At 69.5% G+C, this 24,566-nt stretch carries 21 protein-coding genes; 8 read left to right on the top strand and 13 right to left on the bottom strand.

Annotated elements, in window-relative coordinates; genetic code table 11:
* Positions 1-206 precede the first annotated feature (206 nt).
* Positions 207-1,472 (bottom strand): IS701 family transposase, encoded by a 1,266-nt coding sequence (locus tag ABZT03_RS04060; RefSeq protein WP_356033147.1) that lies wholly within the window; start codon positions 1,470-1,472, stop codon positions 207-209.
* Positions 1,473-1,566: 94 nt separating this feature from the next.
* Positions 1,567-2,592, bottom strand: coding sequence for an ATP-dependent 6-phosphofructokinase (locus ABZT03_RS04055; RefSeq protein WP_356033145.1), 1,026 nt, complete (start codon positions 2,590-2,592; stop codon positions 1,567-1,569).
* A gap of 238 nt (positions 2,593-2,830) precedes the next feature.
* On the opposite strand from ABZT03_RS04055, the gene pta reads away from it, so the two are divergent.
* The 3 genes from pta (at position 2,831) to pyk (ending at position 7,687) form a co-directional block, all read left to right on the top strand.
* Positions 2,831-4,945, top strand: a complete 2,115-nt coding sequence (gene pta / locus ABZT03_RS04050; protein WP_356033142.1) for a phosphate acetyltransferase — start codon at positions 2,831-2,833, stop codon at positions 4,943-4,945.
* On the top strand, positions 4,942-6,153 hold the full coding sequence (locus tag ABZT03_RS04045; RefSeq protein ID WP_356033140.1) for an acetate kinase: 1,212 nt from the start codon (positions 4,942-4,944) through the stop codon (positions 6,151-6,153). The genes pta and ABZT03_RS04045 overlap by 4 nt, the downstream gene beginning before the upstream one ends.
* 100 nt (positions 6,154-6,253) lie before the next feature.
* A complete protein-coding gene (pyk, locus tag ABZT03_RS04040) occupies positions 6,254-7,687 on the top strand; it encodes a pyruvate kinase (RefSeq protein ID WP_356033137.1) in 1,434 nt (477 codons plus the stop codon).
* Between the two features lie 79 nt (positions 7,688-7,766).
* Here the strand turns inward: pyk and ABZT03_RS04035 are convergent, their stop codons facing one another.
* The 6 genes from ABZT03_RS04035 to ABZT03_RS04010 all read right to left on the bottom strand — a co-directional run bounded on the left by ABZT03_RS04035 (position 7,767) and on the right by ABZT03_RS04010 (position 17,168).
* Positions 7,767-8,081 (bottom strand): hypothetical protein, encoded by a 315-nt coding sequence (locus ABZT03_RS04035; protein ID WP_356033134.1) that lies wholly within the window; start codon positions 8,079-8,081, stop codon positions 7,767-7,769.
* A 166-nt stretch (positions 8,082-8,247) separates the two neighbouring features.
* Positions 8,248-12,357, bottom strand: a complete 4,110-nt coding sequence (locus tag ABZT03_RS04030; RefSeq protein ID WP_356033131.1) for a Hint domain-containing protein — start codon at positions 12,355-12,357, stop codon at positions 8,248-8,250.
* A 464-nt stretch (positions 12,358-12,821) separates the two neighbouring features.
* Positions 12,822-14,144 (bottom strand): hypothetical protein, encoded by a 1,323-nt coding sequence (locus ABZT03_RS04025; RefSeq protein WP_356033129.1) that lies wholly within the window; start codon positions 14,142-14,144, stop codon positions 12,822-12,824.
* The gene (locus ABZT03_RS04020) at positions 14,134-14,742 is read right to left on the bottom strand and encodes a DUF6114 domain-containing protein (RefSeq protein ID WP_356033126.1); all 609 of its coding nucleotides are present in this window, start codon (positions 14,740-14,742) and stop codon (positions 14,134-14,136) included. The genes ABZT03_RS04025 and ABZT03_RS04020 overlap by 11 nt, the downstream gene beginning before the upstream one ends.
* A 134-nt stretch (positions 14,743-14,876) precedes the next feature.
* Complete coding sequence (locus ABZT03_RS04015; RefSeq protein ID WP_356033124.1) at positions 14,877-15,524, bottom strand: DUF6230 family protein; 648 nt, start codon at positions 15,522-15,524, stop codon at positions 14,877-14,879.
* A 669-nt stretch (positions 15,525-16,193) separates the two neighbouring features.
* Positions 16,194-17,168 carry a tetratricopeptide repeat protein gene (locus tag ABZT03_RS04010; protein ID WP_356033121.1) on the bottom strand — a complete coding sequence of 325 codons (975 nt, stop codon included), beginning with the start codon at positions 17,166-17,168 and terminating at the stop codon, positions 16,194-16,196.
* 273 nt (positions 17,169-17,441) lie between these two features.
* On the opposite strand from ABZT03_RS04010, the gene ABZT03_RS04005 reads away from it, so the two are divergent.
* Positions 17,442-18,170, top strand: a complete 729-nt coding sequence (locus tag ABZT03_RS04005; protein WP_356033118.1) for a TetR/AcrR family transcriptional regulator — start codon at positions 17,442-17,444, stop codon at positions 18,168-18,170.
* A 40-nt stretch (positions 18,171-18,210) separates the two neighbouring features.
* Here ABZT03_RS04005 and ABZT03_RS04000 read toward each other — a convergent pair whose 3' ends face one another.
* From ABZT03_RS04000 to ABZT03_RS03980, 5 genes are all read right to left on the bottom strand, one after another.
* Positions 18,211-19,911: a methylmalonyl-CoA mutase family protein gene (locus ABZT03_RS04000; protein ID WP_356033116.1), complete on the bottom strand. Its 1,701-nt coding sequence runs from the start codon at positions 19,909-19,911 to the stop codon at positions 18,211-18,213.
* A gap of 93 nt (positions 19,912-20,004) precedes the next feature.
* Positions 20,005-20,343 (bottom strand): DUF3817 domain-containing protein, encoded by a 339-nt coding sequence (locus tag ABZT03_RS03995; protein WP_356033113.1) that lies wholly within the window; start codon positions 20,341-20,343, stop codon positions 20,005-20,007.
* A 79-nt stretch (positions 20,344-20,422) separates the two neighbouring features.
* Entirely contained in the window at positions 20,423-20,932 is a 510-nt protein-coding gene (locus ABZT03_RS03990) for a MarR family transcriptional regulator (protein ID WP_356033110.1), read from the bottom strand.
* Between the two features lie 77 nt (positions 20,933-21,009).
* Positions 21,010-21,315, bottom strand: a complete 306-nt coding sequence (locus tag ABZT03_RS03985) for an MTH1187 family thiamine-binding protein (protein WP_356033108.1) — start codon at positions 21,313-21,315, stop codon at positions 21,010-21,012.
* Entirely contained in the window at positions 21,312-21,659 is a 348-nt protein-coding gene (locus ABZT03_RS03980) for a DUF3817 domain-containing protein (RefSeq protein WP_356033106.1), read from the bottom strand. The genes ABZT03_RS03985 and ABZT03_RS03980 overlap by 4 nt, the downstream gene beginning before the upstream one ends.
* A gap of 215 nt (positions 21,660-21,874) precedes the next feature.
* Between ABZT03_RS03980 and ABZT03_RS03975 the strand changes: the two genes are divergently transcribed.
* The 4 genes from ABZT03_RS03975 (at position 21,875) to ABZT03_RS03960 (ending at position 24,528) form a co-directional block, all read left to right on the top strand.
* On the top strand, positions 21,875-22,507 hold the full coding sequence (locus ABZT03_RS03975) for an AIM24 family protein (RefSeq protein ID WP_356033186.1): 633 nt from the start codon (positions 21,875-21,877) through the stop codon (positions 22,505-22,507).
* A 1-nt stretch (position 22,508) separates the two neighbouring features.
* Positions 22,509-23,159, top strand: coding sequence for an AIM24 family protein (locus ABZT03_RS03970; RefSeq protein ID WP_356033102.1), 651 nt, complete (start codon positions 22,509-22,511; stop codon positions 23,157-23,159).
* A gap of 2 nt (positions 23,160-23,161) precedes the next feature.
* The gene (locus ABZT03_RS03965) at positions 23,162-23,959 is read left to right on the top strand and encodes an AIM24 family protein (protein WP_356033183.1); all 798 of its coding nucleotides are present in this window, start codon (positions 23,162-23,164) and stop codon (positions 23,957-23,959) included.
* Between the two features lie 92 nt (positions 23,960-24,051).
* Positions 24,052-24,528, top strand: coding sequence for a MarR family transcriptional regulator (locus ABZT03_RS03960; RefSeq protein WP_356033100.1), 477 nt, complete (start codon positions 24,052-24,054; stop codon positions 24,526-24,528).
* Positions 24,529-24,566: the final 38 nt, after the last annotated feature.

The following is a 24,566-nucleotide window of genomic DNA, read 5'->3' as shown; positions in this document are numbered from 1 at the left end:
ATGCGACAACGCGGCGTGGGGGTACCCCCGGCCGAAGGCTGGGGGAGCCGTGCCGGGCGTCGCGAGCCGGTGAACCTTTCCGGTCACGGCACTAGTAGGGCTTGGTCAGGTCCGTATTGGTGTGGGTATGTCGCGGTGGCAGGTGGGGCAGGCGCCGGTCCACAGGGCGAGGAGTGTCTGCAGCTCGCGGACGACCTGGTAAAGGCTCAGACCGGCGCCGTGTCTTTTGGGGCCTGGGCCAGTCGTTGCAGGGTGCAGAAGGCGTGCGCGACGGAGACGAGGGTGACGTGGTGGTGCCAGCCGTTCCAGGTCCGGCCCTCGAAGTGGGCAAGTCCCAACGCCTGCTTCATTTCCCGGTAGTCGTGTTCGATGCACCAGCGGAGTTTGGCGAGGCGGACCAGGGTGGTCAAAGGCATGCCGGAGGGCAGATCGGACAGCCAGTACTGCACCGGCTCACTCTCACCGGCGGGCCATTGGGCCAGCAGCCAGCACACGGGCAGTTCCGGGCCGTCGGTGTGCTGGCGGACCTCGCGTCCGGCGGGCCGGATGCGCAAGGCCACGAAGCGGGAGTACATCCGCTTGCGGCCAGAGCGGCCGGCGCTGGGCCGGGAGCCTTCCCGCCACTGCACCTGCCGGGCAGCATTCCGGCCCGCCGCGATGACCAGTTCCTTCACCGAGAGGGGCTTGTCGGGATACTTCGCCACCGGCGGGCGTCCGGTCCCCGAGTACGGCTCGGCCACCGGCACCGCGTCGGCAGGCTGGGCCGACAGCGTGGAAGAGATGCCCACCACGTAGTTCAAACCCCGTTCCTGCAGTCCGTGCCGGAACGCGGCGGCATCACCGTATCCGGCGTCCGCGACGGCCAGCGGCACCTCGATGCCCCAGGAGCGGGTCTCATCGAGCATGTCCAGGGCCAGCTGCCACTTCTCCACATGCCCGACGTCCTGGGGGATGCCGCAGGCCACGCGTCGGGCGACCTTGCCGGCGTCGGCTTTCGCCGAGGCGGGATCCCAGGTCGGGGGCAGGAACAGCCGCCAGTTGACGGCCGTGGAAGCACGGTCGGAGGCGAGGTGGAGCGAGACACCGACCTGGCAGTTGGTGACCTTGCCCGCGGTCCCGGTGTACTGCCGCGACACACACGCCGAGGCTTGGCCGTCCTTCAAAAACCCGGTGTCGTCGAAGACCAGGGCCTCGGGCCCGATCGCCTCCTCCATCCGCCAAGCGAGCTGGGCCCGGATGTGGGCCGCATCCCAGGGACTGGTGGTGATGAAGTTGGCCAGCGCCTGCCGATTGCCGTCCTCCCCGAGCCGGGCGGCCATCGGCTCGACCGACTTACGCTGCCCGTCGGTCAGCAGCCCCCGCAGATAGACCTGCCCCCACCGGCGCTGATCCTTACGCGCGAACGGCTCGAAGATTTCCGCCGCGAACGCCTCCAACTCACCACGCACCACAGCAATCTCGTCCGGAGTCACACACTCCTAACGCCGCACCCCACCCGAAGGACACGCACCACCGCAACCGACCTGACCAGGCCCTACTAGCGGCCCGCCTGAGGTCGGCAAGCCGCTAGAAGACCGACTCGACCTCGTCCATCCGGTCCTTCGGCACCGTCTTCAGCTCGGTGACCGCCTCCGCGAGCGGCACCATCACGATGTCCGTCCCGCGCAGCGCCGTCATCCTGCCGAACTCACCGCGGTGCGCGGCCTCCACGGCGTGCCAGCCGAAGCGGGTGGCGAGCACCCGGTCGTACGCCGTCGGAACGCCACCGCGCTGGACGTGGCCGAGGATGACCGGCTTGGCCTCCTTGCCGAGCCGGCGCTCCAGCTCGAACGCCAGCGCCGTACCGATGCCCTGGAAGCGCTCGTGGCCGAACGCGTCGATCTCACCCTTGCCGTAGTCCATGGAACCCTCGGCCGGGTGGGCGCCCTCGGCCACGCACACGACGGCGAACCGCTTGCCGCGGGCGAAGCGCTCCTCGACCATCTTCACCAGGTCGGCCGGGTCGAAGGGGCGCTCGGGCAGGCAGATGCCGTGCGCGCCGGCCGCCATGCCGGACTCCAGCGCGATCCAGCCCGCGTGCCGGCCCATGACCTCGACGACCATGACCCGCTGGTGGGACTCGGCGGTCGTCTTCAGGCGGTCCATCGCCTCGGAGGCGACCCCGACCGCGGTGTCGAAGCCGAAGGTGCGGTCCGTGGAGGAGATGTCGTTGTCGATCGTCTTGGGGACGCCGACGACGGGCAGGCCGGCGTCGGCCAGCATGCGCGCCGCGGTGAGCGTGCCCTCGCCGCCGATCGGGATCAGCGCGTCGATGCCGAAGTCACGCGCGATGTCGAGCGCGTTCTCGCAGGCCTCGCGCAGCCGGTCGCGCTCCAGGCGGGAGGAGCCGAGGATGGTGCCGCCGCGGGCGAGGATGCCGCTCACCGCGTCGAGGTCGAGGGTGCGGTAGCGGCCGTCGAGCAGGCCGGCGTAGCCGTCCTCGAAACCGATGACCTCGTCGCCGTAATGGTCGACCGCGCGGTGCACGACCGACCGGATCACTGCGTTCAGACCCGGGCAGTCGCCACCTGCGGTGAGAACTCCGATGCGCATCGTGCTGTGTCTCCTGCTCGCTGTTGAGACCGGTGAGCCAGGCCGATTGTTTCATGCCCCGCCCGGTGATGTCGCTTCCGTGTGGTGCGCCCCGTTCTGCCCCTTCCCGGCCCCTGTCCTGACGGGCGTCTTAACCAGGCCCAGAGGTATTGTCAAGAGGGTTCTGCTCACCTCGGTGGGCGATTTTTATGAGCCTCCACGCTCCCACTTCCCGCTCAAGACGAAACGGAGAGCACGCGTGACGCGCAGCGTGTACGTGACCGGTATCGACCGCGGCGACGGCCGCCAGGTCGTCGAGCTGGGGGTCATGGAGCTCCTGACCCGCCAGGTCGACCGGGTGGGGGTCTTCCGCCCCCTCGTCCACGACGGACCCGACCGCCTCTTCGAACTGCTGCGTGCCCGCTACCGCCTGTCGCAGGACCCGGCGACCGTCTACGGCATGGACTACCCGGAGGCGTCCGCGCTCCAGGCCGAGCAGGGCACCGACGAACTGGTGTCGGCGCTCGTCGACCGGTTCCACGTGGTGGCCCGCGACTACGACGTCGTCCTCGTCCTCGGCACCGACTTCGCCGCCACCCAGCTGCCCGACGAGCTGTCCTTCAACGCCCGGCTCGCCAACGAGTTCGGCGCGGCCGTCATCCCCGTGGTGGGCGGCCGGGGACAGAGCACCGAGTCCGTGCTCGCCGAGACCCGCAACGCCTACCGCGCCTACGACGGTCTCGGCTGCGACGTCCTCGCCATGGTCACCAACCGGGTCGCCCGGGACGACCGGGACGAGATCGCCCGCCGGCTCGACTCCCGGCTGCCCGTGCCCTGCTACGTCGTCCCCGACGAGCCCGCCCTGTCCGCGCCCACCGTCGCGCAGATCGCCCAGGCCCTCGGCGCGCGGGTGCTGCTCGGCGACGACTCGGGGCTCGCCCGGGACGCGATGGACTTCGTGTTCGGCGGCGCGATGCTGCCGAACTTCCTGCACGCCCTGACCCCGGGCTGCCTGGTCGTCACCCCGGGCGACCGCGCCGACCTGGTGGTCGGCTCGATGGCCGCGCACAGCGCCGGCACCCCGCCGATAGCGGGCCTGCTGCTCACCCTGGGGGAGGTGCCGAGCGAGGAGGTGCTCACCCTGGCCGCCCGGCTCGCGCCCGGCACCCCGGTGCTGTCGGTGGCCGGCAACAGCTTCCCGACCGCGGCCGAACTCTTCTCCCTGGAAGGGAAGTTGAACGCGGCCACCCCGCGCAAGGCGGAGACCGCGCTCGGGCTCTTCGAGCGGTACGTGGAGACCGCGGGGCTGCTGAAGCGGGTGTCCACGCCGAGCAGTGACCGGGTGACGCCGATGATGTTCGAGCACAAGCTCCTCGACCAGGCCCGTACCGACCGGCGGCGGGTGGTGCTGCCCGAGGGCACCGAGGCGCGCGTGCTGCACGCCGCCGAGGTGCTGCTGCGGCGCCGTGTGTGCGACCTGACGCTGCTCGGCCCGGCCGACCAGATCCGCAAGAAGGCCGCCGATCTCGGCATCGACCTGGGCGGGACCCAGCTGATCGACCCGGCCACCAGCGAGCTGCGGGACTCCTTCGCCGAGAAGTACGCCCGGCTGCGCGCCCACAAGGGGGTGACGGTGGAACTGGCCTACGACGTCGTCTCCGACGTGAACTACTTCGGCACGCTCATGGTGCAGGAGGGTCTCGCCGACGGCATGGTGTCCGGTTCGGTGCACTCGACGGCCGCGACCATCCGCCCGGCCTTCGAGATCATCAAGACCCGGCCGGACGCGGGCATCGTCTCCTCCGTCTTCTTCATGTGCCTCGCGGACAAGGTGCTCGTCTACGGCGACTGCGCGGTGAACCCCGACCCCGACGCCGAGCAGCTCGCCGACATCGCCATCCAGTCGGCCGCCACCGCCGCGCGGTTCGGTGTCGAGCCGAGGATCGCGATGCTGTCGTACTCGACCGGCACGTCCGGCTCGGGGGCCGACGTCGACAAGGTGCGGGAGGCGACCGGGCTGGTCCGCGCCCGGCGGCCCGACCTGAAGATCGAGGGCCCCATCCAGTACGACGCAGCGGTGGAGCCGACGGTCGCCGAGACCAAGCTGCCGGGCTCGGAGGTCGCCGGCCAGGCCACGGTGCTGATCTTCCCCGACCTCAACACGGGCAACAACACCTACAAGGCCGTGCAGCGTTCGGCCGGCGCGATCGCGGTCGGGCCGGTGCTCCAGGGCCTGCGCAAGCCGGTCAACGACCTGTCCCGGGGCGCGCTCGTCCAGGACATCGTCAACACCGTCGCCATCACGGCGATCCAGGCCCAGTCCCAGAACCGGCCCGGGGCTCAGTCCCCCAGCGAGAAGGCGACCGACCAGTGAGCGCGACCCGCGTCCTCGTCCTCAACTCCGGCTCCTCGTCGGTGAAGTACCAGCTGCTCGACATGCGCGACAGCAGCCGGCTGGCCGTGGGGCTCGTCGAGCGCATCGGGGAGGCGAGCTCCCGGCTGTCGCACACGCCGGTGGCCCGGGGCGGCGGGAGCCGCGAGTGGACCGGCCCGATCGCGGACCACGACGCCGCCCTGAAGTCCGTGGCGCAGGAGCTGGCCAAGGACGGGCTGGGACTCGACTCGCCCGAACTCCTCGCCGTGGGGCACCGGGTGGTGCACGGCGGCAAGCGGTTCACCGCGCCGACCGTCGTCGACGAGCGGGTGCTCGCCGAGATCGAACGGCTGATCCCGGTGGCGCCGCTGCACAACCCGGCGAACCTGACCGGTATCCGTACCGCGCGGGCACTGCGGCCCGACCTGCCCCAGGTCGCCGTCTTCGACACCGCCTTCCACACCACGATGCCGGAGTCGGCCGCCCGCTACGCGATCGACGTGGAGACCGCCGACGCGCACCGGATCAGGCGGTACGGATTCCACGGGACCTCGCACGCGTACGTGTCGCGGGCGACCGCGGAACTGCTCGGCAGGGCGCCCGAGGACGTGAACGTGATCGTGCTGCACCTCGGCAACGGGGCGTCCGCCTCCGCCGTGCGCGGCGGCCGGTGCGTGGACACCTCCATGGGGCTCACGCCGCTGGAGGGGCTCGTGATGGGTACGCGCTCCGGAGACATGGACCCGGCCGTCATCTTCCATTTGATGCGAGTTGGCGGAATGTCAACGGACGAGATCGACACTCTTCTCAACAAGAGGAGCGGTCTCATCGGTCTGTGCGGGGACAACGACATGCGGGAGATCCGCCGCCGGGTCGACGAGGGTGACGAACAGGCCGCGCTCGCCTTCGACATCTACATTCACCGCCTGCGGAAATACATCGGCGCCTATTACGCGGTGCTCGGCCGGGTGGACGCGGTCGCCTTCACGGCCGGGGTCGGCGAGAACTCGGCGCCGGTGCGGGAGGCTGCGGTGGCCGGTCTCGAGGGGCTGGGCCTCGCGGTGGACGACGGACTGAACGCCGTACGCGGCGGCGGGCCGCGGCTGATCTCACCGGCGGGGGCCCGGGTCGCGGTGGCCGTGGTGCCGACCGACGAGGAACTGGAGATCGCCACACAGACCTACGCACTGGTCGGAAAGGGCCGCTGAGGAATTACACGTCAGTAACACGCCTGAGCGCAGACCCGCCCATTTGTATCTTCCACCAGACGGAATATTCCGTAGCGAAACAAACCGATAGGATCGCCTCATGCGCCGTTCGAAAATCGTCTGTACTCTCGGCCCCGCGGTCGACTCCCACGAGATGCTCGTGTCCCTGATCGAAGCCGGCATGAACGTGGCCCGCTTCAACTTCAGCCACGGCAGCCACGCCGAGCACCAGGGCCGGTACGACCGGGTCCGGGCCGCCGCCAAGGAGACCGGCCGGGCCATCGGTGTCCTCGCCGACCTCCAGGGGCCGAAGATCCGCCTGGAGACCTTCGCCGAGGGGCCGGTCGAGCTGGAGCGCGGCGACGAGTTCGTCATCACCACCGAGGACGTGCCCGGCGACAAGCAGATCTGCGGGACGACCTACAAGGGCCTGCCCGGTGACGTCTCGCGCGGCGACCAGATCCTGATCAACGACGGCAACGTCGAGCTCAAGGTCCTGGACGTCGAGGGCCCGCGGGTGAAGTCGATCGTCATCGAGGGCGGTGTCGTCTCCGACCACAAGGGCATCAACCTGCCCGGTACGGCCGTGAACGTCCCGGCGCTGTCCGAGAAGGACATCGACGACCTGCGCTTCGCACTGCGCATGGGCTGCGACCTGGTCGCCCTGTCCTTCGTCCGGGACGCCAAGGACGTCGCCGACGTCCACCGCATCATGGACGAGGAGGGGCGCCGCGTCCCCGTCATCGCCAAGGTGGAGAAGCCGCAGGCGGTGGACAACATGGAGGACGTCGTCATGGCGTTCGACGGCGTGATGGTCGCCCGTGGCGACCTGGCCGTCGAGTACCCGCTGGAGCGGGTCCCCATGGTGCAGAAGCGCCTCGTCGAGCTGTGCCGGCGCAACGCCAAGCCGGTGATCGTGGCGACCCAGATGATGGAGTCGATGATCACCAACTCCCGCCCGACCCGCGCTGAGGCGTCCGACGTCGCCAACGCGATCCTGGACGGCGCGGACGCGGTCATGCTGTCGGCGGAGTCGAGCGTGGGCGCGTACCCGATCGAGACCGTGAAGACGATGTCGAAGATCGTCGTCGCGGCCGAGGAGGAACTGCTCTCCAAGGGCCTGCAGCCCCTGGTCCCCGGCAAGAAGCCGCGCACGCAGGGCGGTTCGATCGCCCGCGCCGCCTGCGAGATCGCCGACTTCCTCGGCGGCCGGGCCCTGGTGGCCTTCACCCAGTCCGGCGACACCGCCCGCCGGCTGTCCCGCTACCGCGCGACCCAGCCGATCGTCGCCTTCACCACGGACGAGGACACCCGCAACCAGCTGACCCTGAGCTGGGGCGTCGAGTCGCACATCGTGCCGTTCGTGAACAGCACCGACGAAATGGTCGACATGGTCGACCAGGAGATCGCCAAGATCAACCGCTTCAGCCCCGGCGACGTCCTCATCATCACCGCCGGCTCACCCCCCGGCGTCCCGGGCACCACGAACATGCTCCGGGTCCACCACCTGGGTGGCGGCGCCGGCTCCAAGTAACCGACGCGCAAAAGCCGTTGTACGACACTGAGGGCGCCCTCTGAACAGGGGGCGCCCTCGGTTTTCTCGGTGGACTAAATCACGCCGTCGACGGGGCTCCCACGGTGTCCCGCAACCATGCGTTGTCGCGGAGTTCCGGGTGGGCCGTGGTGATCAGCCGGAACGCCTCGGCCTTCGCCTGGTCGGTGAGCTGCTGCAGCTCGAACCAGGTCAACTCGGCTCTGGCCAACGGCCACTCCGTCGCAAGGCTGACAGCTGTCCCCTCCCGGCTAAAGGAGTAGGCGTGCTGGGTGAGGCTGCTCTCGACCGCGGCGTCGCTCCTGGTCTCCAGTTCGCGCTTCGCGTGGTCCAGCATTAGAGCGATGTCGACCACAGGTTCTCCCAGCAGTCTCACGCTGAGGTCCACACCGTGGATCTCAAGCCGTAGGTCGGCCTTGAAATACTTCAAGCAGAAGTCCGAAGCATTCAGGGTTGGATTGGGTGGCCGCCAGGAAGACGACCATGAGACGTCTTCCGGGCGAGGCTCGAAGAAGAAGGTGATCATATACCCGAACTTCCTCTCACCAAATGTTCTTGGGCATCGCGGTCACCAGGTTGCCGTTCTCGTCCACGATGAGCCGGATGCCGTTCTGGCCGTTCACGCCCGTCGTCACTTCGTCGAATGGATAGTCGATGTAGTTACCTCCACGGGTGTCACTTTTCGCCCTGGAAACCTCACGCCCGAACTGCGCGGCCTCCTCAATCAGCTTCTTGAGCTTGCCAGCATCGATTCCCTCGGCAAACACGTTCCCCATGTCGCCCGCCTCGTGATATTTGCCTCCCCACAGGTGCTGGTCACGGATGTGCTTCAGTGCGCCGTCAGTGATCGTGCGGCAACTGATGTTGTGAACCAGCAGAGGACTGGCCCCCGCCATCACGTAGTAGGAGTGGACGCCCTCCACCGTGAGGTCGTACGTGACCTGCGGCTTCGTGTACGAGGCTACGCCGACCACCGTGACGGTGCCGTGGCCCAGGGTCTGCAACTGGTGACCTGCCGAGAGCCGCCCGGCGTCCGTCCATGCCCCGGTGGTCAAGTCGTAGAACGGGTGGTTCGACGTGCCGGCGATGGTGCGCAGTCCGCTCGTCGTGGCGACGGTCACTTCGGTGAACCGGGTGTCGCTCGTAGTGCGGTGCGTCAGCGCGACGCCGTGCCGCTCAGCGGTGGTGGCGCCAGGCTTCGCGTTGAGGACCTGCTCCCCGGCGGTGACGTTCTCGATGGCGCGAAGGCTGCCGTCGGCCATTTTGACCTTGGTGCCCCCCACGAAGCTGTGCTTCAGGCAGAACGACACGCCCCTGGCGAGGCGGGCGTCGATGATGACCTTCAGAGCCTTTATGGTCTTCCGCGCCTTCGACGCCCCTTCGAAGAACTTCGCGATCCCAGTGCTGACGCGCAGGATGGCCTTGGCGACGGCCGGCGCCTTGCCTATGAGGGCAACAATGCTCACGGCGTTGACCAGGGTCCACAGACAGCTCTCGACATCCGGGGCGGAGAAGCACTTCTTGGCGTCTTTGACCCCCAGCAGGTCAAGAAGGATCTCGCCTCCGTTCGCCTTGGCCCAGTCGATGACGTCCTGGTTGGCGGCTGCCATGGCCTCGCGGTACTGGTCGACGCACTGCTGTCCGCACTCGGCCAGCAGCGCTGCCTCCTCATCCTTGGTCAGGACGTACTCGGCGGTCGAACCGCCTGCCTCCACGATCTCCTCGCGGTCCTGCTTGGCCCGTTCCCGGTCCTCGGCCTCCGCGCGGGTGGCCGCCTTGTCCGCCTGGTCCGCGTAGGTGTCGGCTCGGGACGCCGCACCCTCGGCGGCGGTGGCGTCGCTCTCCGCCTTGGTGGCCGTCCGGTCGGCCGCCGACGCGTCCTGCTCGGCGCTGGTGGCGGCTGATCGGGCACTCGACGCGTCCTTCTCCGCCTCCGTGGCGGAGTTGTCGGCCTGGGCGGCCGCCGACTCGGCGTCGTTCGCAGCGAAGTTGGCGTAGAAGGCGTCGGTGCCCGCCTGCTCGTCGTACTTCTGGGCGTTCGCGTCGGCCTTCTTCGCAGCTGCCGCGTCGGTCGCCGCCGCGGCTGCGGAGGCGTTGGCCGCCGCGGCGGAGTTGACCGCCTGGACCGCGTACTCGGCGGCGTCGGCCGCCGCCTGGAGGGCGATCTTCGCGTCACCGGCGGCCTTGTCGGCGAGCGTCTTGGCCTGCGCCGCTGCCTTCTTCGCCTCGTCCGACTTGGCCTTGGCCGCGGTGGCCTGCTGCTCGGCGAGTGTCTTGGAGACCTGGCCGATCAGGACCGCGTACGCCGCCGAGGCGTCGGTCTCGCGGTACGGGGAGCCGATGGTGATCGCCTCGTCGGCCGCCTTGGTCACCGCGGTCGCGGCGTCCCGGGATGCCTGCGCGTACTGCGCCGTGGCAGTTGCGTATCCGGCAGTCTTCGCCGACCACGCGGCCGTCTTGGCGGCCTCGACCACCGCCGCGGTGGCCTCCTTACGCGCGGTGGTCGCCGCGGCTTGGGCCTTCTTGGCCTCCGCGTCCGCCTTCTTGGCGTTGTCCTTCGCGGCCGCGGCCGCGTCGATCGCATCGGCCGCGGCGGCGTGCGCAGTGGCGGCGGCCGCGTGCGTCTTCGCGTACGCCGACTCGGCCGCTTCGGCAGCGGAGCGGGAACGCTTGGCCGCGCCTTCGGCACGGGTGGCCGCCGCACGGGCGTTCACGGCCGCCGTGGTCGCCTCGTTTGCCGCCGTACGGGCCCGGGTCGCCGCTCCGGCCGCCTCGTTGGCGGCGGTACGGGCCTCCGTGGCCGCCTGCCGGGTCTCACCCGCGGCCGCGGTGCCCTCGGCGGCCGCGGCCGCGGACTCCAGGGCGGCGGCCCGGGACGCGGTGGCGTTCTTCTCCTGCTCGGCCTTCACCGCCTGGTTGCGTGCCGTGAACGCGCGCGCTTCTGCGTCCTCGGCTGCTGCGAGTTTCTCCGCCGCGGTCGAACCCGCGGTCTCCGCGTCGGTACGGGCCTGTCTGGCCTTCTCCTGCTCGCCTCGCGCCCGCTCCTCTGCTGCGCCTGCCTTCGCCCGTTCGCTCGCCGCGTTGTCGCGTTCGCGCTCAGCGGTGGCCTTCTCGGCCTCCGCGATGCCGCGCTGCCGCTTCGCTTCGGCGGCCTGGGTCTTGGCAGTCTGCTCCGCCTTCTCGGCGGTCGCGCGGGCGGTCTTCGCGGTGGCGGCGTTGGCCGCGGCGTCCGTGGCCAGCTTGGCAGCGGACTCAGCCGCGGCCTTGGCCTGTGCCTTCGCCTCGAGAGCCGCCGTTTTGCGGAACTCCGTGTTCAGCGCGTGCGTTTGGGTCTTCGCCAGTGCAAGCAGCGTCTGGGAGTCCGCCACAGTGGCCTTGGCCGCGTTCGACGCCGTCAGCGTGGCCTTCGCCGCCGCCTGGGTGGCAGCGGCCGAGGCCTTCGCCACCTGCACCGACTGCTGCGCGTACAGCAGGCCACGCCCACGCGGCAACTTCGCGGCGTCGGCGATCGCATACGCCTTCGTCTGCTGGGTTGCCGCCGTCTCAGCGGCCGTCTTGGCCCGGGTGGACGCCGCATCCGCCACGGCAACCTGCGCGGCGGCCTTGGTCTTGGCCGCGTTCAAATCCGTCGCGGCCTTGGCGAGCTCGGCCTTCGACGGGTAGAGGGCGGAGTTCTTGTTCGCGGCCCAGTACTTCTGCCAGTACAGGATCTGGTCCGCCTGCCAGGCTTGCCGGACCGCCTCCAACATGGCGCCGGTGGCGACCCGTGTCTCCTTCGACGCGGCGACCTCGGCGGTGACTATCGCCGTGCGTTGCTCGGCCTGGCCCGAGTACTCCGCTTCCCACTCCGAGTACGCCTGTACGACCGGACCTGTCAGCGCCCTGTACTGGTCGATCGGGTTAGCGCTGTCACAGGCCGACCAGGCCGTCTTCAGCGCCTCGACCTCGGTACGGAACTCCAGCGAGTCCGGCTCCGGGGCCTTGGTCGGGAAGCCACCGAAGCGCAGGAAGGTCGCGACATCGTTGGCCGAGGAGTAGCCCAGATTGCTCGTGTCGAGCAATTCCCGCCCGGCGGCGTCCTTGTATGTGGCTGCCCACGCGTCGCCGCCGGTATCGAAGGCGTCAAGTACCTTCCGGGCCTGTTCCAGCGAGGCCTGGCCCGGCCTCGGCGTCGGGTTCTCCGATGCCTTGTTGTAGAGATCCTGCTGGGCACCGAGGGTGAAGGTGACGATGTCCTTGCCGAACTCGGGTGCCCAGTAGTCCCGGCCTCCCTGGGAATTCACCGAGGCGTACGGCTTGTTGGCGGCGTTCAGCTTGTCCTGGCGGTCCTGGAGAGCATGCAGATCCGCGGTGCCCGCGTCCCAGTCCCGCAGGGCGGCCTGGCTGAGTTCGCCGCCGACGGTCCACTCCGTGAGGACCCTGTGCAGTTCCGCGTCCGACCCGGCGAGTTTGGTCCCCGCGTACGTCTTCGTCTCGGGCCCGCCGAAGTGCACGGCGCGTGCCACCTGGCAGCGGTCCTTCCGAGCCTGGGCCCCGAGGCTGATGCGGAAGGTGCGTTCATAGGGGTTGGCGGGGTTGTCCCCCGGTTCGTCGGCGCTCGCGGGAGCGGCGGAGACGAGTCCGCCGAGCAAGGCCGTAGCGGTCGCGAGCACGACCCCTGCGAATCCTCGCGGTAAGTGCACGGCTCGGGATCGTCCATGGGGTGTTCTTCGGGCCGTTCGCATGTCGATGCCCTATCTGAGTGGTCAGCCCGGATAGTCGGTCCTGTCCGCAAGAGAAAAAGGCGCGACGATCGCCGGCCGAGGCCGATCGGCGATCGTGCCGACTGGCCTGCCGGGTAGGAAAAAAATCGGACGTAGAGAGATTTCGTCCATGTCACGTGCGGTCAACACGCGCCCCCCGCGCCCCTCCCCAGGGACCTGATCATCATGGCATTGGCGAAGCCTTTGCGGAACCCTTGATTCACCATTAGGTTTCGCGACCCATCCCTGCGCTGTTGCGAGGAGATGGGATCCGGCCTCCTCATCGCCCGCACGCGACTGTGCCCCGCCGGGTTCAACTCCCGGCGGGGCACAGTCTTTTGCGGCTCCCGGAAAGGTTCGCGGGGTGACGACGCTCAGTCGATGTACTGGTGCAGCCCCGGGATCGTCAGCGTGCCGCCGAACTGGCCGGCCTGCTGGACCTTCACGTTGGTGAACACGATGTACGGGATGTTCAGCGGCGGCGGGCTCTTCACGCTGAAGGTGAGCGGTATCAGCCCGAACAGGTTCCCCGAGATGCTCTCGGTGTACATGACCGTCTTGCCACCCTCGATGGTGGACTCTTTACCCTTCGCCGACTGGACGTGGTACGTCTTGCCGGACTGCTCGTCCTTCACCGTCTGGTGCAGGTCGACGATTTTCGTGCCGCCGGATATGACGTACTTCAGGACTTCCTTGACCTTGCCGCTGGCCGTCCGGACCTTGACTATGCCCTGGTAGTCGGCGCCGTTGAGCGTCAGTGAACTGGCGTTGAGGTACCAGGGGTCGTCGGGCAGCAGGATCGTGTTGTCGACTGCGCCCGTGTCGTCCGAGGCGGCCTCGCAGTCGTCGGCCTTCGCGGTGGAGCTCGCGCTCGCCGAGGGACTGGGGGACGCGGTGGCGGCCGCGGCCGTGTCCTCGGCCGTCTTGGTGGTGTCCTCGGCTGCCTTCGACGCCGTGCCAGTCGTGTCCTTCACGGTGTTCTTCACCGTGTCGGTGACCTTGTCGGTCGTCTCCTTCGTCTCCTTGGCGGCGTCGGAGGAACCGGTCGGCGTGTCCTCACCGGCGCTCTCGGAGGCCGACGGGGTCGGGCTCGCGCTCGCACTCTCGGTGGCGCTCTTGTCGCCACCGATGAGGATGTCACCGATCGTGTCGCCGATGGTGTCGAGGATGTTCTTGCTCGTCTCGGACGCCGCCGGAGTCGGCGTGGCCGTGTCGCTGCCGCCGCTCGACGTCGACTTGCTCTCCGAGGCGGACGGCGTGGGGTCGGCCTTGTCGTCGGAACCTGAATCCGACGAGGAGTCCTTGCCCGGGTCCGTGGCGCCCGCGGAGGGCGTCGCCGACGGGGTCGGCTCGGCCGTGTCGCCCTTGTCCGGCGACTCCGACGCGTCGTCGCTCGCCGAGTCGGAGGGCGACGGCGAGGCGGAAGCGGAGGCGTCGTCCGTCATGGTGGCGACGCAGTCCTTGAACTCGTCGGCCAACTTGCTGTTCGACGCCGGCTGGTCGTCCGCGTTGGCGAGCGTGGGCGTGAAGCCCATTCCCATCAGAACCGCCGTCGGCATCGCCGCCAGGGCTATCGCCTTACCGGCAGGCACGTGGAACCTGGTGAACAGCGGCTTCCTGGGCGCGGCGTGCCGCGGCCCGGTTCTCACACGGGACGCGTCCACGTCAGTCCCGTGGGTCACCTCGTCAGCCGGCACTGTGCCTCCCGTATGCCCCGGTCCCCGGGCTCGTTCCTGACAGATCGTTCGGCTCGTCCACCCCGCCGGTCTCCTTGGTGAAGACCGGGCCCTCGCTGTGCGGGGCCGCCGGGGTGTCGTACTCGGGAGCGCCGCCCTCGGGCGCCGTCTCCTGCGGAGCACCGCCCGTCTCGCCGGTCCCCTCCGCGGGCTGCTCCTCGGGCGGCACGCCCGGCGCCCACGCCACGGCCATCGCCCCGCCGATCAACGCGAAGAGGAAGCCGACGATGAAGCCACCGAAGTTGGAGACGGGGAGGGAGACCAGACCGAGCAGGATCGCTGCGACACCCGCGAACGTGCGCACGTGCTTCTGGAACCAGAGGGTGGCGCCGAGGACGACGAGCAGCACGCCGATGATCAGGGATCCGGCGCCCGCCGTGGTGGCCATCGCGACGGTCAGGCCACCGAGCTTGATGTGCGCATACGGGAAGTACATGATCGGAAAGCCGCTGATCAAGACGAACAGCCCCGCCCAGAACGGGCGGGTGCCCCGCCAGGCGCGGAACTGCTGCCTCCGACGGGCGAACTGGCCGGGCGCGGCAGGACTCTCAGCGCTCATGGAAAACAGCTCCCTGGTGCGGCGTTGCTCTTGATGAGGGTGTTTCGCGATGAAGAAGGTGGGGGATGTGAAGGCGACTGGCGGAAGATGGCAGGCGGGGGACCGTAACGGCTCCCCCGCCCATCACTGAGCGCCTAGTAGCACTCGACTCCAGCGCCGCTGCCCCAGCTCAGCCCCATGTGGAGGTCGGAGAGCTTGAAGGTGCCGGCCGTGGTGGCCCACGCCGTCTGCTTCACATCGGTCAGCACGGCCTTGTCGGCCTGCTGGGCGAACCCGAACGGGTTGGCCTTCTCCCCGCTCTTGGGCTTCGGGGTGTTCCCGCTGGTGGTCCCAGCCGGGACGCCGATGTTGATGCCCGAGAACACGGCATCTTTCGCATCGAGGTTGGCGACATCGATGTAGATCTGGTCGGCCGCGACATCCGTGCCCTTGTCACCCGCGGTCAGCTTCAGGGTGACCGACTTGTTCAGGAACGGAATCGGGGTGACCACGGACTGACACATGTCGGTGATGGTGGCGTGACTGAACGCCGAAACCGACACCGGGTGCGCCTCGTCCTTGCCCTCAAGACTCTTGCCCGAGTCTATGGAGCCGTACTGGTTCATGTCGTAGCCGACGAGCTGGCCGGCCCGAACCTTGAACTCCTGTCCCGACACACTGAACGACGCGGCAAGCGCACCCTGAGCCAGGGCCACACCTATACACGCCGTAGCGGCGACGCTGGGCACCATGACCACAGCGAAGCGCTTCCATCTGGTCCCGCCACGCACCTGGGACTCCATATTTCCTCCTTCTCGGACGTACATCTCCTGGCCCTGACTGCCCCTATCGACAGACGGCTCAGCCGGGCAGGGATGGGAGAAGTGCTACGTCCTCGGGAAGGAGAGCGCCTGTACTCGACGGCGCGAACGCACCCGAATCACCGGCGATCACCCCCGAGCGACAACCACTGGTCGCGCCTGACACGCATCACGCACAACCTTGCTGGACAGGCTCCGCCGGACGGCGAAGACCCCCCTGCCCAAGAGCCGACGCCACTGCCGTCGACCCTGCCCGGTGGGGACCCTGGTTCCCGTGGACCCAACCGGCTGTCGGGGTACGCGAATGGACCGAGCGTCGCCGATCGTGGTGCATTCTCGGCGCCCGCACAAGGGGGTTCGTTACTCGCTAGTAACGGCCGGATAACCGAACAACGACCCGCTGGTCTCGGCCGACGACGCTCGGTGGCAGAGAAGGGGAGGACAAAACTGTTGATGAATGGACAGAGTCCGACAGATCAACGGCAATAACTTACTTGCAGTAACAGCGGCCGCGTTTACCAAGTTTTGGTAAAGCGCGGCCGCTGGGACAGTCCGTCGGCAGATCTTTCACGCGGGCACCACATGCCCGCGTGTTTAACGACTGGTCAGAACCGGGCTCGCGCCCCGCTCAGAACACCCGCTCCGACCCGCTCAGAACAGAGCCCTCGCGAGCGCCCGGCGAGCCGCCGCCACCCGCGGGTCGTCCCCGCCCACGACCTCGAACAGCTCCAGGAGCCGCAGCCGTACGGCGTCCCGGTCGTCACCCGCCGTACGCCGGACGGTCTCGATGAGCCGCCCGAACGCGTCCTCCACGTGACCGCCCACCAGATCCAGGTCGGCGGCGGCGATCTGCGCCTGCGCGTCCGCCGGCTTCGCGGCGGCGTCCTCACGGGTCCGCTGCGGGTCCAGACCCTGCACCCGCAGCAGCAACTCGGCCTGCGCGAGACCCAGTTTCGCCTCCGAATTGCCCGGATCGTCACTCAGCACGTTCCGGTACGCCTGTACGGCGCCCCCGAAGTCCCCCGCGTCCAGGGCCTGTACGGCGGCCTCCAGCAGGGCGTCGTGCGGCCCCGCGGGCACCACGGGAGCCGCCTGCACGGCGCCCGGCGCGGCGTCGGCGTCGACCGTCAGGCCGGTGAGGCCGAAGCGTTCCTCGGCGACCTGCACCAACTGGTCCAGGGTCTCGCGGATCTGCGCCTCGCCGGCGGCCCCCTGGAAGAGCGGCAGGGCCTGGCCGGCCACCACCGCGAAGACGGCCGGGATCCCCTGGATCCCGAACTGCTGCATCAGCATCTGGTTGGCGTCGACGTCGATCTTGGCAAGGACGAAGCGCCCGTTGTACTCGAGGGCCAGCCGCTCCAGGACGGGGCTCAGCTGCTTGCACGGCTCGCACCACTCGGCCCAGAAGTCGATGACGACGGGCACTTCGGTGGACCGCTGGAGGACGTCGAGCTCGAACCCGGCCTCGTCGACGTCGGAGACGAGGTCGGCCGGGGAGACGGCTCCTCCCCCGCCCTGCCGGGCCGCTTCGGCGCGCGCCTGCTCCGCCTTCGCCTTGGCCTCCTGGGCCGCCTTCACCGCGGCGAGGTCGACGACTCCGCTCATGGACATGTTCCGTGGCTGCATGCGTCTATCCTCCCCCGTTCCCGCGCGTGTGTGGTCCATACCCCGGGGGACGGCCCCGGACCCCCGGCCGGGACGAGAACCGGGGGTGTCGCTGTGGTGCGGCACCGGGTCCCCACCCGGGCCAGTGGTGGTCGCTCACGTAGGCCGGACGCGTCGGTCGGCGCACAGGCTTTCGCTACGAGTCGTAGCGTAATGGCACCGAGTGCCTCCGGACCACCGTCTTCCGGTGATCTCCCTCACGACCGCACGAGAACGGCCGGTTATGGTCGAAGGATGCAGAGCCGCATGCCCCCGAGCCGGACCGGACGTCCGCGCAGCGCCACCGCGGACACCGCGATCCTGGCCGCGACGCGGGCGGCCCTGGTGGAACTCGGCTGGTCGCGGCTCACCCTGGGAGACGTCGCGACGCGCGCCGGGGTTGCGAAGACGACCCTCTACCGGCGCTGGGCCGGCAAGAACGAACTCGTGGTGGACGCGGTCGCCGAGCTCTTCGACGCGCTGGAACTGCCCGACCGCGGATCGCTCGCCGCCGACATCGAGGGTGTGGTGCTCCAGTTCGCGGCGATCCTGGCCCTCCCGGAGGCCAGGAGCGGCCTGATGGCGGTGGTCGCGGAGTCGACGCGGGACGACGCGCTGCGGGAACGCATCCGCGCCTCCATCGTCGAACGGCAGAAGCGGCTCGTCCTGGCGGGCCGGGCGCGGGCCCAGGCGCGGGGCGAGCTGGCACCCGAGGCGGACCCGGCGGAGGCAACCCGCACGGTCGACCTGATCTTCGACATGGTGGCCGGTGCGGTGGTCCACCGCACCCTGGTGAGCGCGGAGCCGGCGGACGAGGAGTGGGTGCGCGGCTTCACCCAGGTCCTGCTGTACGGGCTGGCCGCCCCCGCCCCCGGCGCTGTCCCGTCCGCCACCGCACGGGCGGCGGGGGACCGTCGGGAGCCGCCGGAGACAGGCCGGCACGTGGACGGCGTCAGCCGCCCGACACGGACGTCGGGCGGCTGACGGTCACTTCTGGGGGGCTCGGGCGTGGGACCTTCGCCCGTCAGAACCCCGGCGGCTCGGTGTAGACGCCCCACTCGTCGCGCAGCACCCCGCAGATCTCGCCCAGGGTCGCCTCGGCCCGCACCGCGTCGAGCATCGGGCCGATCATGTTGGTGCCGCCGCGCGCGGCCGCGAGCATGGCGTCCAGCGCGGAGCGCACCGCGCCCTCGTCGCGGGCGGCCTTGCGGGTCGCGAGGGACCGCACCTGCTCCCGCTCCACCTCGTGGCTGACCCGCAGGATCTCCAGGTCGCCGGTGACGGAACCGGTGTGGATGTTGACGCCCACGACCTTCTTCTCGCCCTTCTCCAGGGCCTGTTGGTAGCGGAAGGCGGACTCGGCGATCTCGCCGGTGAACCAGCCGTCCTCGATGCCCCGCAGGATTCCGGAGGTGACCGGTCCGATGGGGTGCCGCCCGTCGGGGTGCGCGCGCAGGCCCCGCTCCTTGATCTGCTCGAAGATCCGCTCGGCGTCCGCCTCGATGCGGTCGGTGAGTTGTTCGACGTACCAGGCGCCGCCCAGCGGGTCGGCCACGTTGCCGACGCCGGTCTCCTCCATGAGCACCTGCTGCGTCCGCAGGGCGATCTCCGCCGCCTGCTCGCTCGGCAGGGCCAGCGTCTCGTCGAGGGCGTTGGTGTGCAGCGAGTTGGTGCCGCCGAGGACGGCCGCGAGCGCCTCCACGGCCGTACGCACGACGTTGTTGTACGGCTGCTGGGCGGTCAGCGAGACGCCGGCCGTCTGGGTGTGGAAGCGCAGCCACTGGGCCTTGTCGGACTTCGCGCCGTACACGTCGCGCATCCAGCGGGCCCAGATGCGCCGGGCCGCGCGGAACTTGGCGATCTCCTCGAAGAAGTCGAGGTGCGCGTCGAAGAAGAAGGACAGTCCGGGGGCGAAGACGTCGACGTCGAGCCCGCGGGACAGGCCCAGTTCGACGTAGCCGAACCCGTCCGCCAGCGTGTAGGCCAGCTCCTGGGCGGCCGTCGACCCGGCCTCGCGGATGTGGTAACCGGAGACGGACAGCGGCTTGTAGGCAGGGATGCCGGCCGCGCAGTACTCCATCAGGTCGCCGATCAGGCGCAGATGGGGCTCCGGCTGGAAGAGCCACTCCTTCTGCGCGATGTACTCCTTGAAGATGTCGGTCTGCAGCGTGCCGTTGAGCACGGCCGGGTCGACGCCCTGGCGTTCGGCGGCGACCAGGTACATGCAGAAGACGGGGACGGCCGGGCCGCTGATGGTCATGGACGTGGTCACGTCCGCGAGCGGGATGTCCTCGAACAGGACCTCCATGTCGGCGGCGGAGTCGATGGCGACCCCGCAGTGCCCGACCTCGCCCAGCGAGCGGGGGTCGTCGGAGTCCCGGCCCATCAGGGTCGGCATGTCGAAGGCCACGGACAGTCCGCCGCCGCCGTTGGCGAGGATCATCTTGTAGCGCTCGTTGGTCTGCTGGGCGTTCCCGAAGCCGGCGAACTGCCGGATCGTCCAGGTGCGGCCCCGGTAGCCGGTCGCGTGCAGGCCGCGGGTGAAGGGGTACTCCCCCGGCCAGCCGATCCGCTCGAAACCCTCGTAGGTGTCCCCGGGCCGTGGCCCGTACACCGGCTCCACGGGATCGCCGGAGAGCGTGGTGAAGTCCGCCTCGCGCTTGCGTGCGGCGTCGTAACGGGCCTGCCAGCGTCGGCGGCCCTCCTCGATGGCGTCAGCGTCCATGCTTCGAATTTACTAGGACGTCCTAGTAAATGTCGATGGGAGACCGCCGTACGCGTGTCCGTACGGCGGTGGAGGTGTGGTGAACGCGCAGCCTCAGGCCTTGGCGACGGCGGGCGCTTCCTGCGTGATCCGGGGCTCCAGCTCGTGGCTGATGCGGCACTCGACGAAGAAGGCGGCCGTCGGGATGGTGCCCGCCAGCAGCACCCACAGCTGCTTGGCGACCGGCCACTTGGCCTTGGCGCCCAGGTCGAAGGCGAAGATCAGGTAGACCACGTACAGCCAGCCGTGCGCGATGGCGACGACACGGGTGAAGTCCGCGGCGCCGTCGACGTCGAAGGCGTACTTGGCGATCATGCTCAGGCACAGCAGGACCAGCAGCACACCGGTGACGTAGGCCATGACGCGGTAGCGGGTCAGCACGCTCTTTTTCATGGGTACGAGCGTAACGGCCGGTTTGGGGCGATCTTCCGGCACCCCCGGCGCCCGGCGGGGGCGGTGCGGGCCGGTGCGCTCACTCCCCGTCGAAGTCGTGCGCGGCCACCCGCAGCGGCCTGAGCATCGCGAAGAGCTCGGCGCACTCCTCGGCGTCGTAGGCCGCCAGCCCGAAGTCCATCGCCATCAGGTCGCGGGTGGCGGCCTCGACGACCTCGCGGCCCTTGTCGGTGATGCAGGCGAGCGTGCCGCGCCCGTCGTTGGGGTTGGGCCGGCGGGCCACCAGACCCGACTTCACCAGCCGGTCCACGGTGTTCGTCACCGAGGTCGGGTGCACCATGAGCCGCTCGCCGATCTTGGACATGGTGAGCTCACCCGCCTTGGAGAAGGTGAGCAGCACCAGCGCCTCGTAGCGCGCGAAGGTCAGTCCGTACGGCTTGACGACCGCGTCGACCTCGGCGAGGAGGATCTGGTGGGCGCGCATGATCGAGGTGATCGCGGCCATGGACGGCACGTTTCCCCAGCGCTGCTTCCAGAGTTCGTCGGCGCGGGCGATGGGGTCGAAGGGAAGGCTGAGCGGCTTCGGCACGGCACCGACCTTACCGGCCGGTCACATGCTGGTCAGCCCCGTCTCGCCTTTCGGTCCGCCGGGGCCCCCGGGCCGTGTCAGAGGGGGTCGGGGCCGGCGAGATGGCGCTCGACGGTCGCCACCTTGGAGGTGAGTCCGTCCGTCACCCCGGGGCGGATGTCCGCCTTGAGGACCAGGGAGACCCGCGGGGCGCGCCGCTCGACCGCCGCGACTGCGCGCCGTACGACGTCCATGACCTCGTCCCACTCGCCTTCGACGGAGGTGAACATCGCGTCGGTGCGGTGCGGCAGGCCCGACTCGCGGACCACGCGGACCGCGTCGGCGACGTACTCCCCCACCTCTTCGCCGACGCCCAGCGGGGTCACGGAGAAGGCGACGATCACGAGGTCTTCACCGCGGCCTCGGCGCGGGCGCGGGAGGCGATGACCGCGTCCTCGGCCTCGCGGCGCAGCCTGCGCTCGGCGAAGAAGCCGCCGGTGGGCAGGACGGAGAGGACGAAGTACAGGGCGGCCGTGCGCAGCGGCCACTTCGTGCGGTTCCAGGCGTCGGCCCAGAAGACCACGTAGAGGACGAAGAGCACTCCGTGGACCGCGCCCATCACGGGCACCGCGTTGAAGTCCGTGGTCCGCTTCAGCACCGAGCAGACCAGCAGCAGGAGGAAGGACACGGCCTCGGGGGCCGAGACCAGGCGGAGGCGGCGGAGGGCGGTGGCGGTCTTGATGTCCACGGGTCACCTTCGGTGGGAGAGCGGCGGGAGAGACGACGGACCGTTTGTGAACACAAGCACAAACGCTCCGCCATTGTGACAAACGGCGGCGCGGCCACGGGGGCGGGGGTCGGCGCCGGCTCCCCGTTCTGCCCCTACGGGTGCCGTCGGGGTCGGGCTCCGTCTCCGGACCCTGTCCGGAGGGACGTGCGGCGGGCTACCTTCGCTGCGTGGCGATGTTTCGACTTCAAGGCAGCAAGGTGCTGGCCGTCGACATGACCGGGGACGCCGTGAAGGCGAAGAACGGCTCGATGGTCGCGTACGACGGGCAGATGGCCTTCAAGAAGCTCAGCGGCGGCGGTGAGGGCATCCGGGGGATGGTCACCCGGCGGATCACCGGCGAGCAGATGACCGTGATGGAGGTGAAGGGCCACGGGACGTGCTGGTTCGCGGACCGCGCCTCGGAGATCAACCTCGTGGGCCTCCAGGGCGACACGCTGTACGTCGAGTCGAGCAACCTGCTCGCGACCGACGCCGGCCTGCGCACCGGGACCACCTTCACCGGCCTGCGCGGGGCCTCCCAGGGCAACGGGCTGTTCACGACGACCATCGAGGGGCACGGCCAGGCGGCGATCATGTCGGACGGGCCGGCCGTGGTGCTGCGGGTCAGCGCGCAGTACCCGCTGACCGTCGACCCGGGCGCCTACATCGCGCACCAGGGCAACCTGCGGCAGTCCTTCCAGTCCGGGGTGACGTTCCGCACGCTGATGGGCGAGGGCGGCGGCGAGGCGTTCCAGATCCGCTTCGAGGGGGACGGCCTGGTGTACGTGCAGCCGAGCGAGCGGAACACGATCGCGGGGGACGTCTGAGATGGCCCTGCGCGAGATCAACTCCAAGATGGTCGAGGCGACCGTCCTGCCCGGTCAGCGGGTGTTCAGCCAGCGGGGCGCGATGCTCGCCTACAAGGGCGAGGTCTCCTTCACCCCGAACCTCCAGGGCGGCCAGGGCGGGGTCATGTCGATGCTCGGCCGCCGGGTCGCGGGCGAGGCCACCCCGCTGATGAGCGTCGAGGGCAGCGGCACGGTCCTGTTCGGGCACGGCGGCCACCACGTCCAGGTGATCAACCTCAGCGGCGACACCCTCTACGTGGAGGCGGACCGGCTGCTCGCCTTCGAGGGCACCCTCCAGCAGGGCACGATGTTCATGGGCTCGCAGGGCGGCGTCATGGGCATGGTCCGGGGCCAGGTCACGGGACAGGGCCTGTTCACGACCACCCTCAAGGGCCAGGGCGCGGTGGCCGTGATGGCGCACGGCGGTGTCTTCGAGATCCCGATCACCCCGCAGCGCCCGGTCCACGTCGACCCCCAGGCGTACGTCGCCCACCACGGCGACGTGCGCAACAAGCTGTCCACCGCGCTGGGCTGGCGCGACATGGTGGGCCGCGGCTCCGGCGAGGCGTTCCAGCTGGAGCTGAGCGGCAACGGCGCGGTGTACGTCCAGGCCTCGGAGGAGAAGCTGTGAGCATGTACGGGGCTCCGGGCGGCGGCCCGGTGATCCACGACCCGGCGACCCTGCCGGTCGACGACAACGTCAACAACTACACCTTCTGCGTGGAGCTCAAGGGGAGCCAGTGGTTCCTGCAGAAGGGCAAGATGATCGCCTACTACGGCTCGATGGAGTTCAACGGCATCGGGCACGGCCGGCTGGACCGTCTGGTGCGTACGTCGTTCCATTCGCCACTGCACGCGAGCGACTGGGTCGTGGCGGAGGGCTCCGGCAAGATGCTGCTGGCCGACCGGGCTTTCGACGTGAACTCCTACGACCTCGACGACGGCAACCTGACCATTCGCTCGGGCAATCTGCTCGCTTTTCAGCCAACCCTCGCACTCAAGCAGTCGATCGTGCCGGGGTTCCTGACGCTCATCGGAACCGGCAAGTTCGTGGCCGCGTCGAACGGCCCGGTGGTGTTCATGGAACCCCCGATCCGGGTGGACCCGCAGGCCCTCGTGGGCTGGGCCGACTGCCCCTCCCCGTGCCACCACTACGACCACGGGTACATGACCGGTCTGATGGGCGGTCTACGTGCGCTGACGGGCCTCGGCGGGGCCTCCGGGGAGGAGCACCAGTTCGAGTTCGTCGGGGCGGGCACGGTACTGCTCCAGTCGTCCGAAACCCTGATGGCCGAGCAGGCCACGGGAGCGGTTCCGCAGCAGGCGGGGGTACCCGGTGGCGGCGGGGGGCCCACAGGCCACCCACAGCAGGCAGGCGCACCGCGCCTTCCCGGACAGCTGGGGGACCTCCAGCGTCGCTTCGGGCTGTGAGCGGTAGTCTGCGGAGTGTGACGTCGAACGTGTGCGCGCCGTCACGCTGCCCTCACTAGTTCGCCTTTCAACCTTTTAGGTAGACTTCATTCATGGAGACCGAGACGGCCACGCGCTGGCTGACCGATGCGGAGCAGTGCGCCTGGCGCACCCACCTGGAGGTCAACAGGCTGTTGACGTACCAGCTCGAGAAGGACCTGCAACCGTTCGGCCTGACGATGAACGACTACGAGATCCTGGTCAATCTGTCCGAGTCGGAGGACGTACGGATGCGGATGAGCGACCTCGCGTCCGCCACCCTCCAGTCCAAGAGCCGCCTCTCCCACCAGATCACCCGCATGGAGAACGCGGACCTGGTCCGGCGGGAGAACTGCGAGTCCGACCGCCGCGGGCTGTACGCCGTGCTCACCGAGCGCGGCATGGAGACCATGCGGAAGGTCTCGCCCCATCATGTGGCGTCGGTGCGGCGGCACTTCATCGACCTGCTGTCGCCCGAGGCGCTGGCGGAGCTCGACAAGGCCCTCAAGCCCATCGCGGAGCACCTGCGCGGGCACCGGGGCCGGCCCTAGGCCGGACGGGGGCACGGCGGGAGGGGGCACAACCCTCC

The organism is Streptomyces sp. NPDC005574 (assembly GCF_040605435.1).
Classification (GTDB): Bacteria; Actinomycetota; Actinomycetes; order Streptomycetales; family Streptomycetaceae; genus Streptomyces.
Note: the sequence above shows the minus strand (reverse complement) of the source record. Positions and strands in the feature narration are given on the sequence as shown.

Excerpts from the sequence above, each read along its gene's own strand:
- ABZT03_RS03970 (WP_356033102.1), top strand. The coding sequence starts at position 22,509 with ATGGCCCTGCGCGAGATCAACTCCAAGATGGTCGAGGCGACCGTCCTG.
- ABZT03_RS04020 (WP_356033126.1), bottom strand. The coding sequence starts at position 14,742 with ATGAGCGCTGAGAGTCCTGCCGCGCCCGGCCAGTTCGCCCGTCGGAGG.
- ABZT03_RS04010 (WP_356033121.1), bottom strand. The coding sequence starts at position 17,168 with ATGCAGCCACGGAACATGTCCATGAGCGGAGTCGTCGACCTCGCCGCG.
- ABZT03_RS04005 (WP_356033118.1), top strand. The coding sequence starts at position 17,442 with ATGCAGAGCCGCATGCCCCCGAGCCGGACCGGACGTCCGCGCAGCGCC.
- ABZT03_RS04055 (WP_356033145.1), bottom strand. The coding sequence starts at position 2,592 with ATGCGCATCGGAGTTCTCACCGCAGGTGGCGACTGCCCGGGTCTGAAC.
- ABZT03_RS03965 (WP_356033183.1), top strand. The coding sequence starts at position 23,162 with ATGTACGGGGCTCCGGGCGGCGGCCCGGTGATCCACGACCCGGCGACC.
- ABZT03_RS03995 (WP_356033113.1), bottom strand. The coding sequence starts at position 20,343 with ATGAAAAAGAGCGTGCTGACCCGCTACCGCGTCATGGCCTACGTCACC.
- pyk (WP_356033137.1), top strand. The coding sequence starts at position 6,254 with ATGCGCCGTTCGAAAATCGTCTGTACTCTCGGCCCCGCGGTCGACTCC.
- ABZT03_RS03960 (WP_356033100.1), top strand. The coding sequence starts at position 24,052 with ATGGAGACCGAGACGGCCACGCGCTGGCTGACCGATGCGGAGCAGTGC.
- ABZT03_RS04015 (WP_356033124.1), bottom strand. The coding sequence starts at position 15,524 with ATGGAGTCCCAGGTGCGTGGCGGGACCAGATGGAAGCGCTTCGCTGTG.
- ABZT03_RS03975 (WP_356033186.1), top strand. The coding sequence starts at position 21,875 with ATGTTTCGACTTCAAGGCAGCAAGGTGCTGGCCGTCGACATGACCGGG.
- ABZT03_RS04000 (WP_356033116.1), bottom strand. The coding sequence starts at position 19,911 with ATGGACGCTGACGCCATCGAGGAGGGCCGCCGACGCTGGCAGGCCCGT.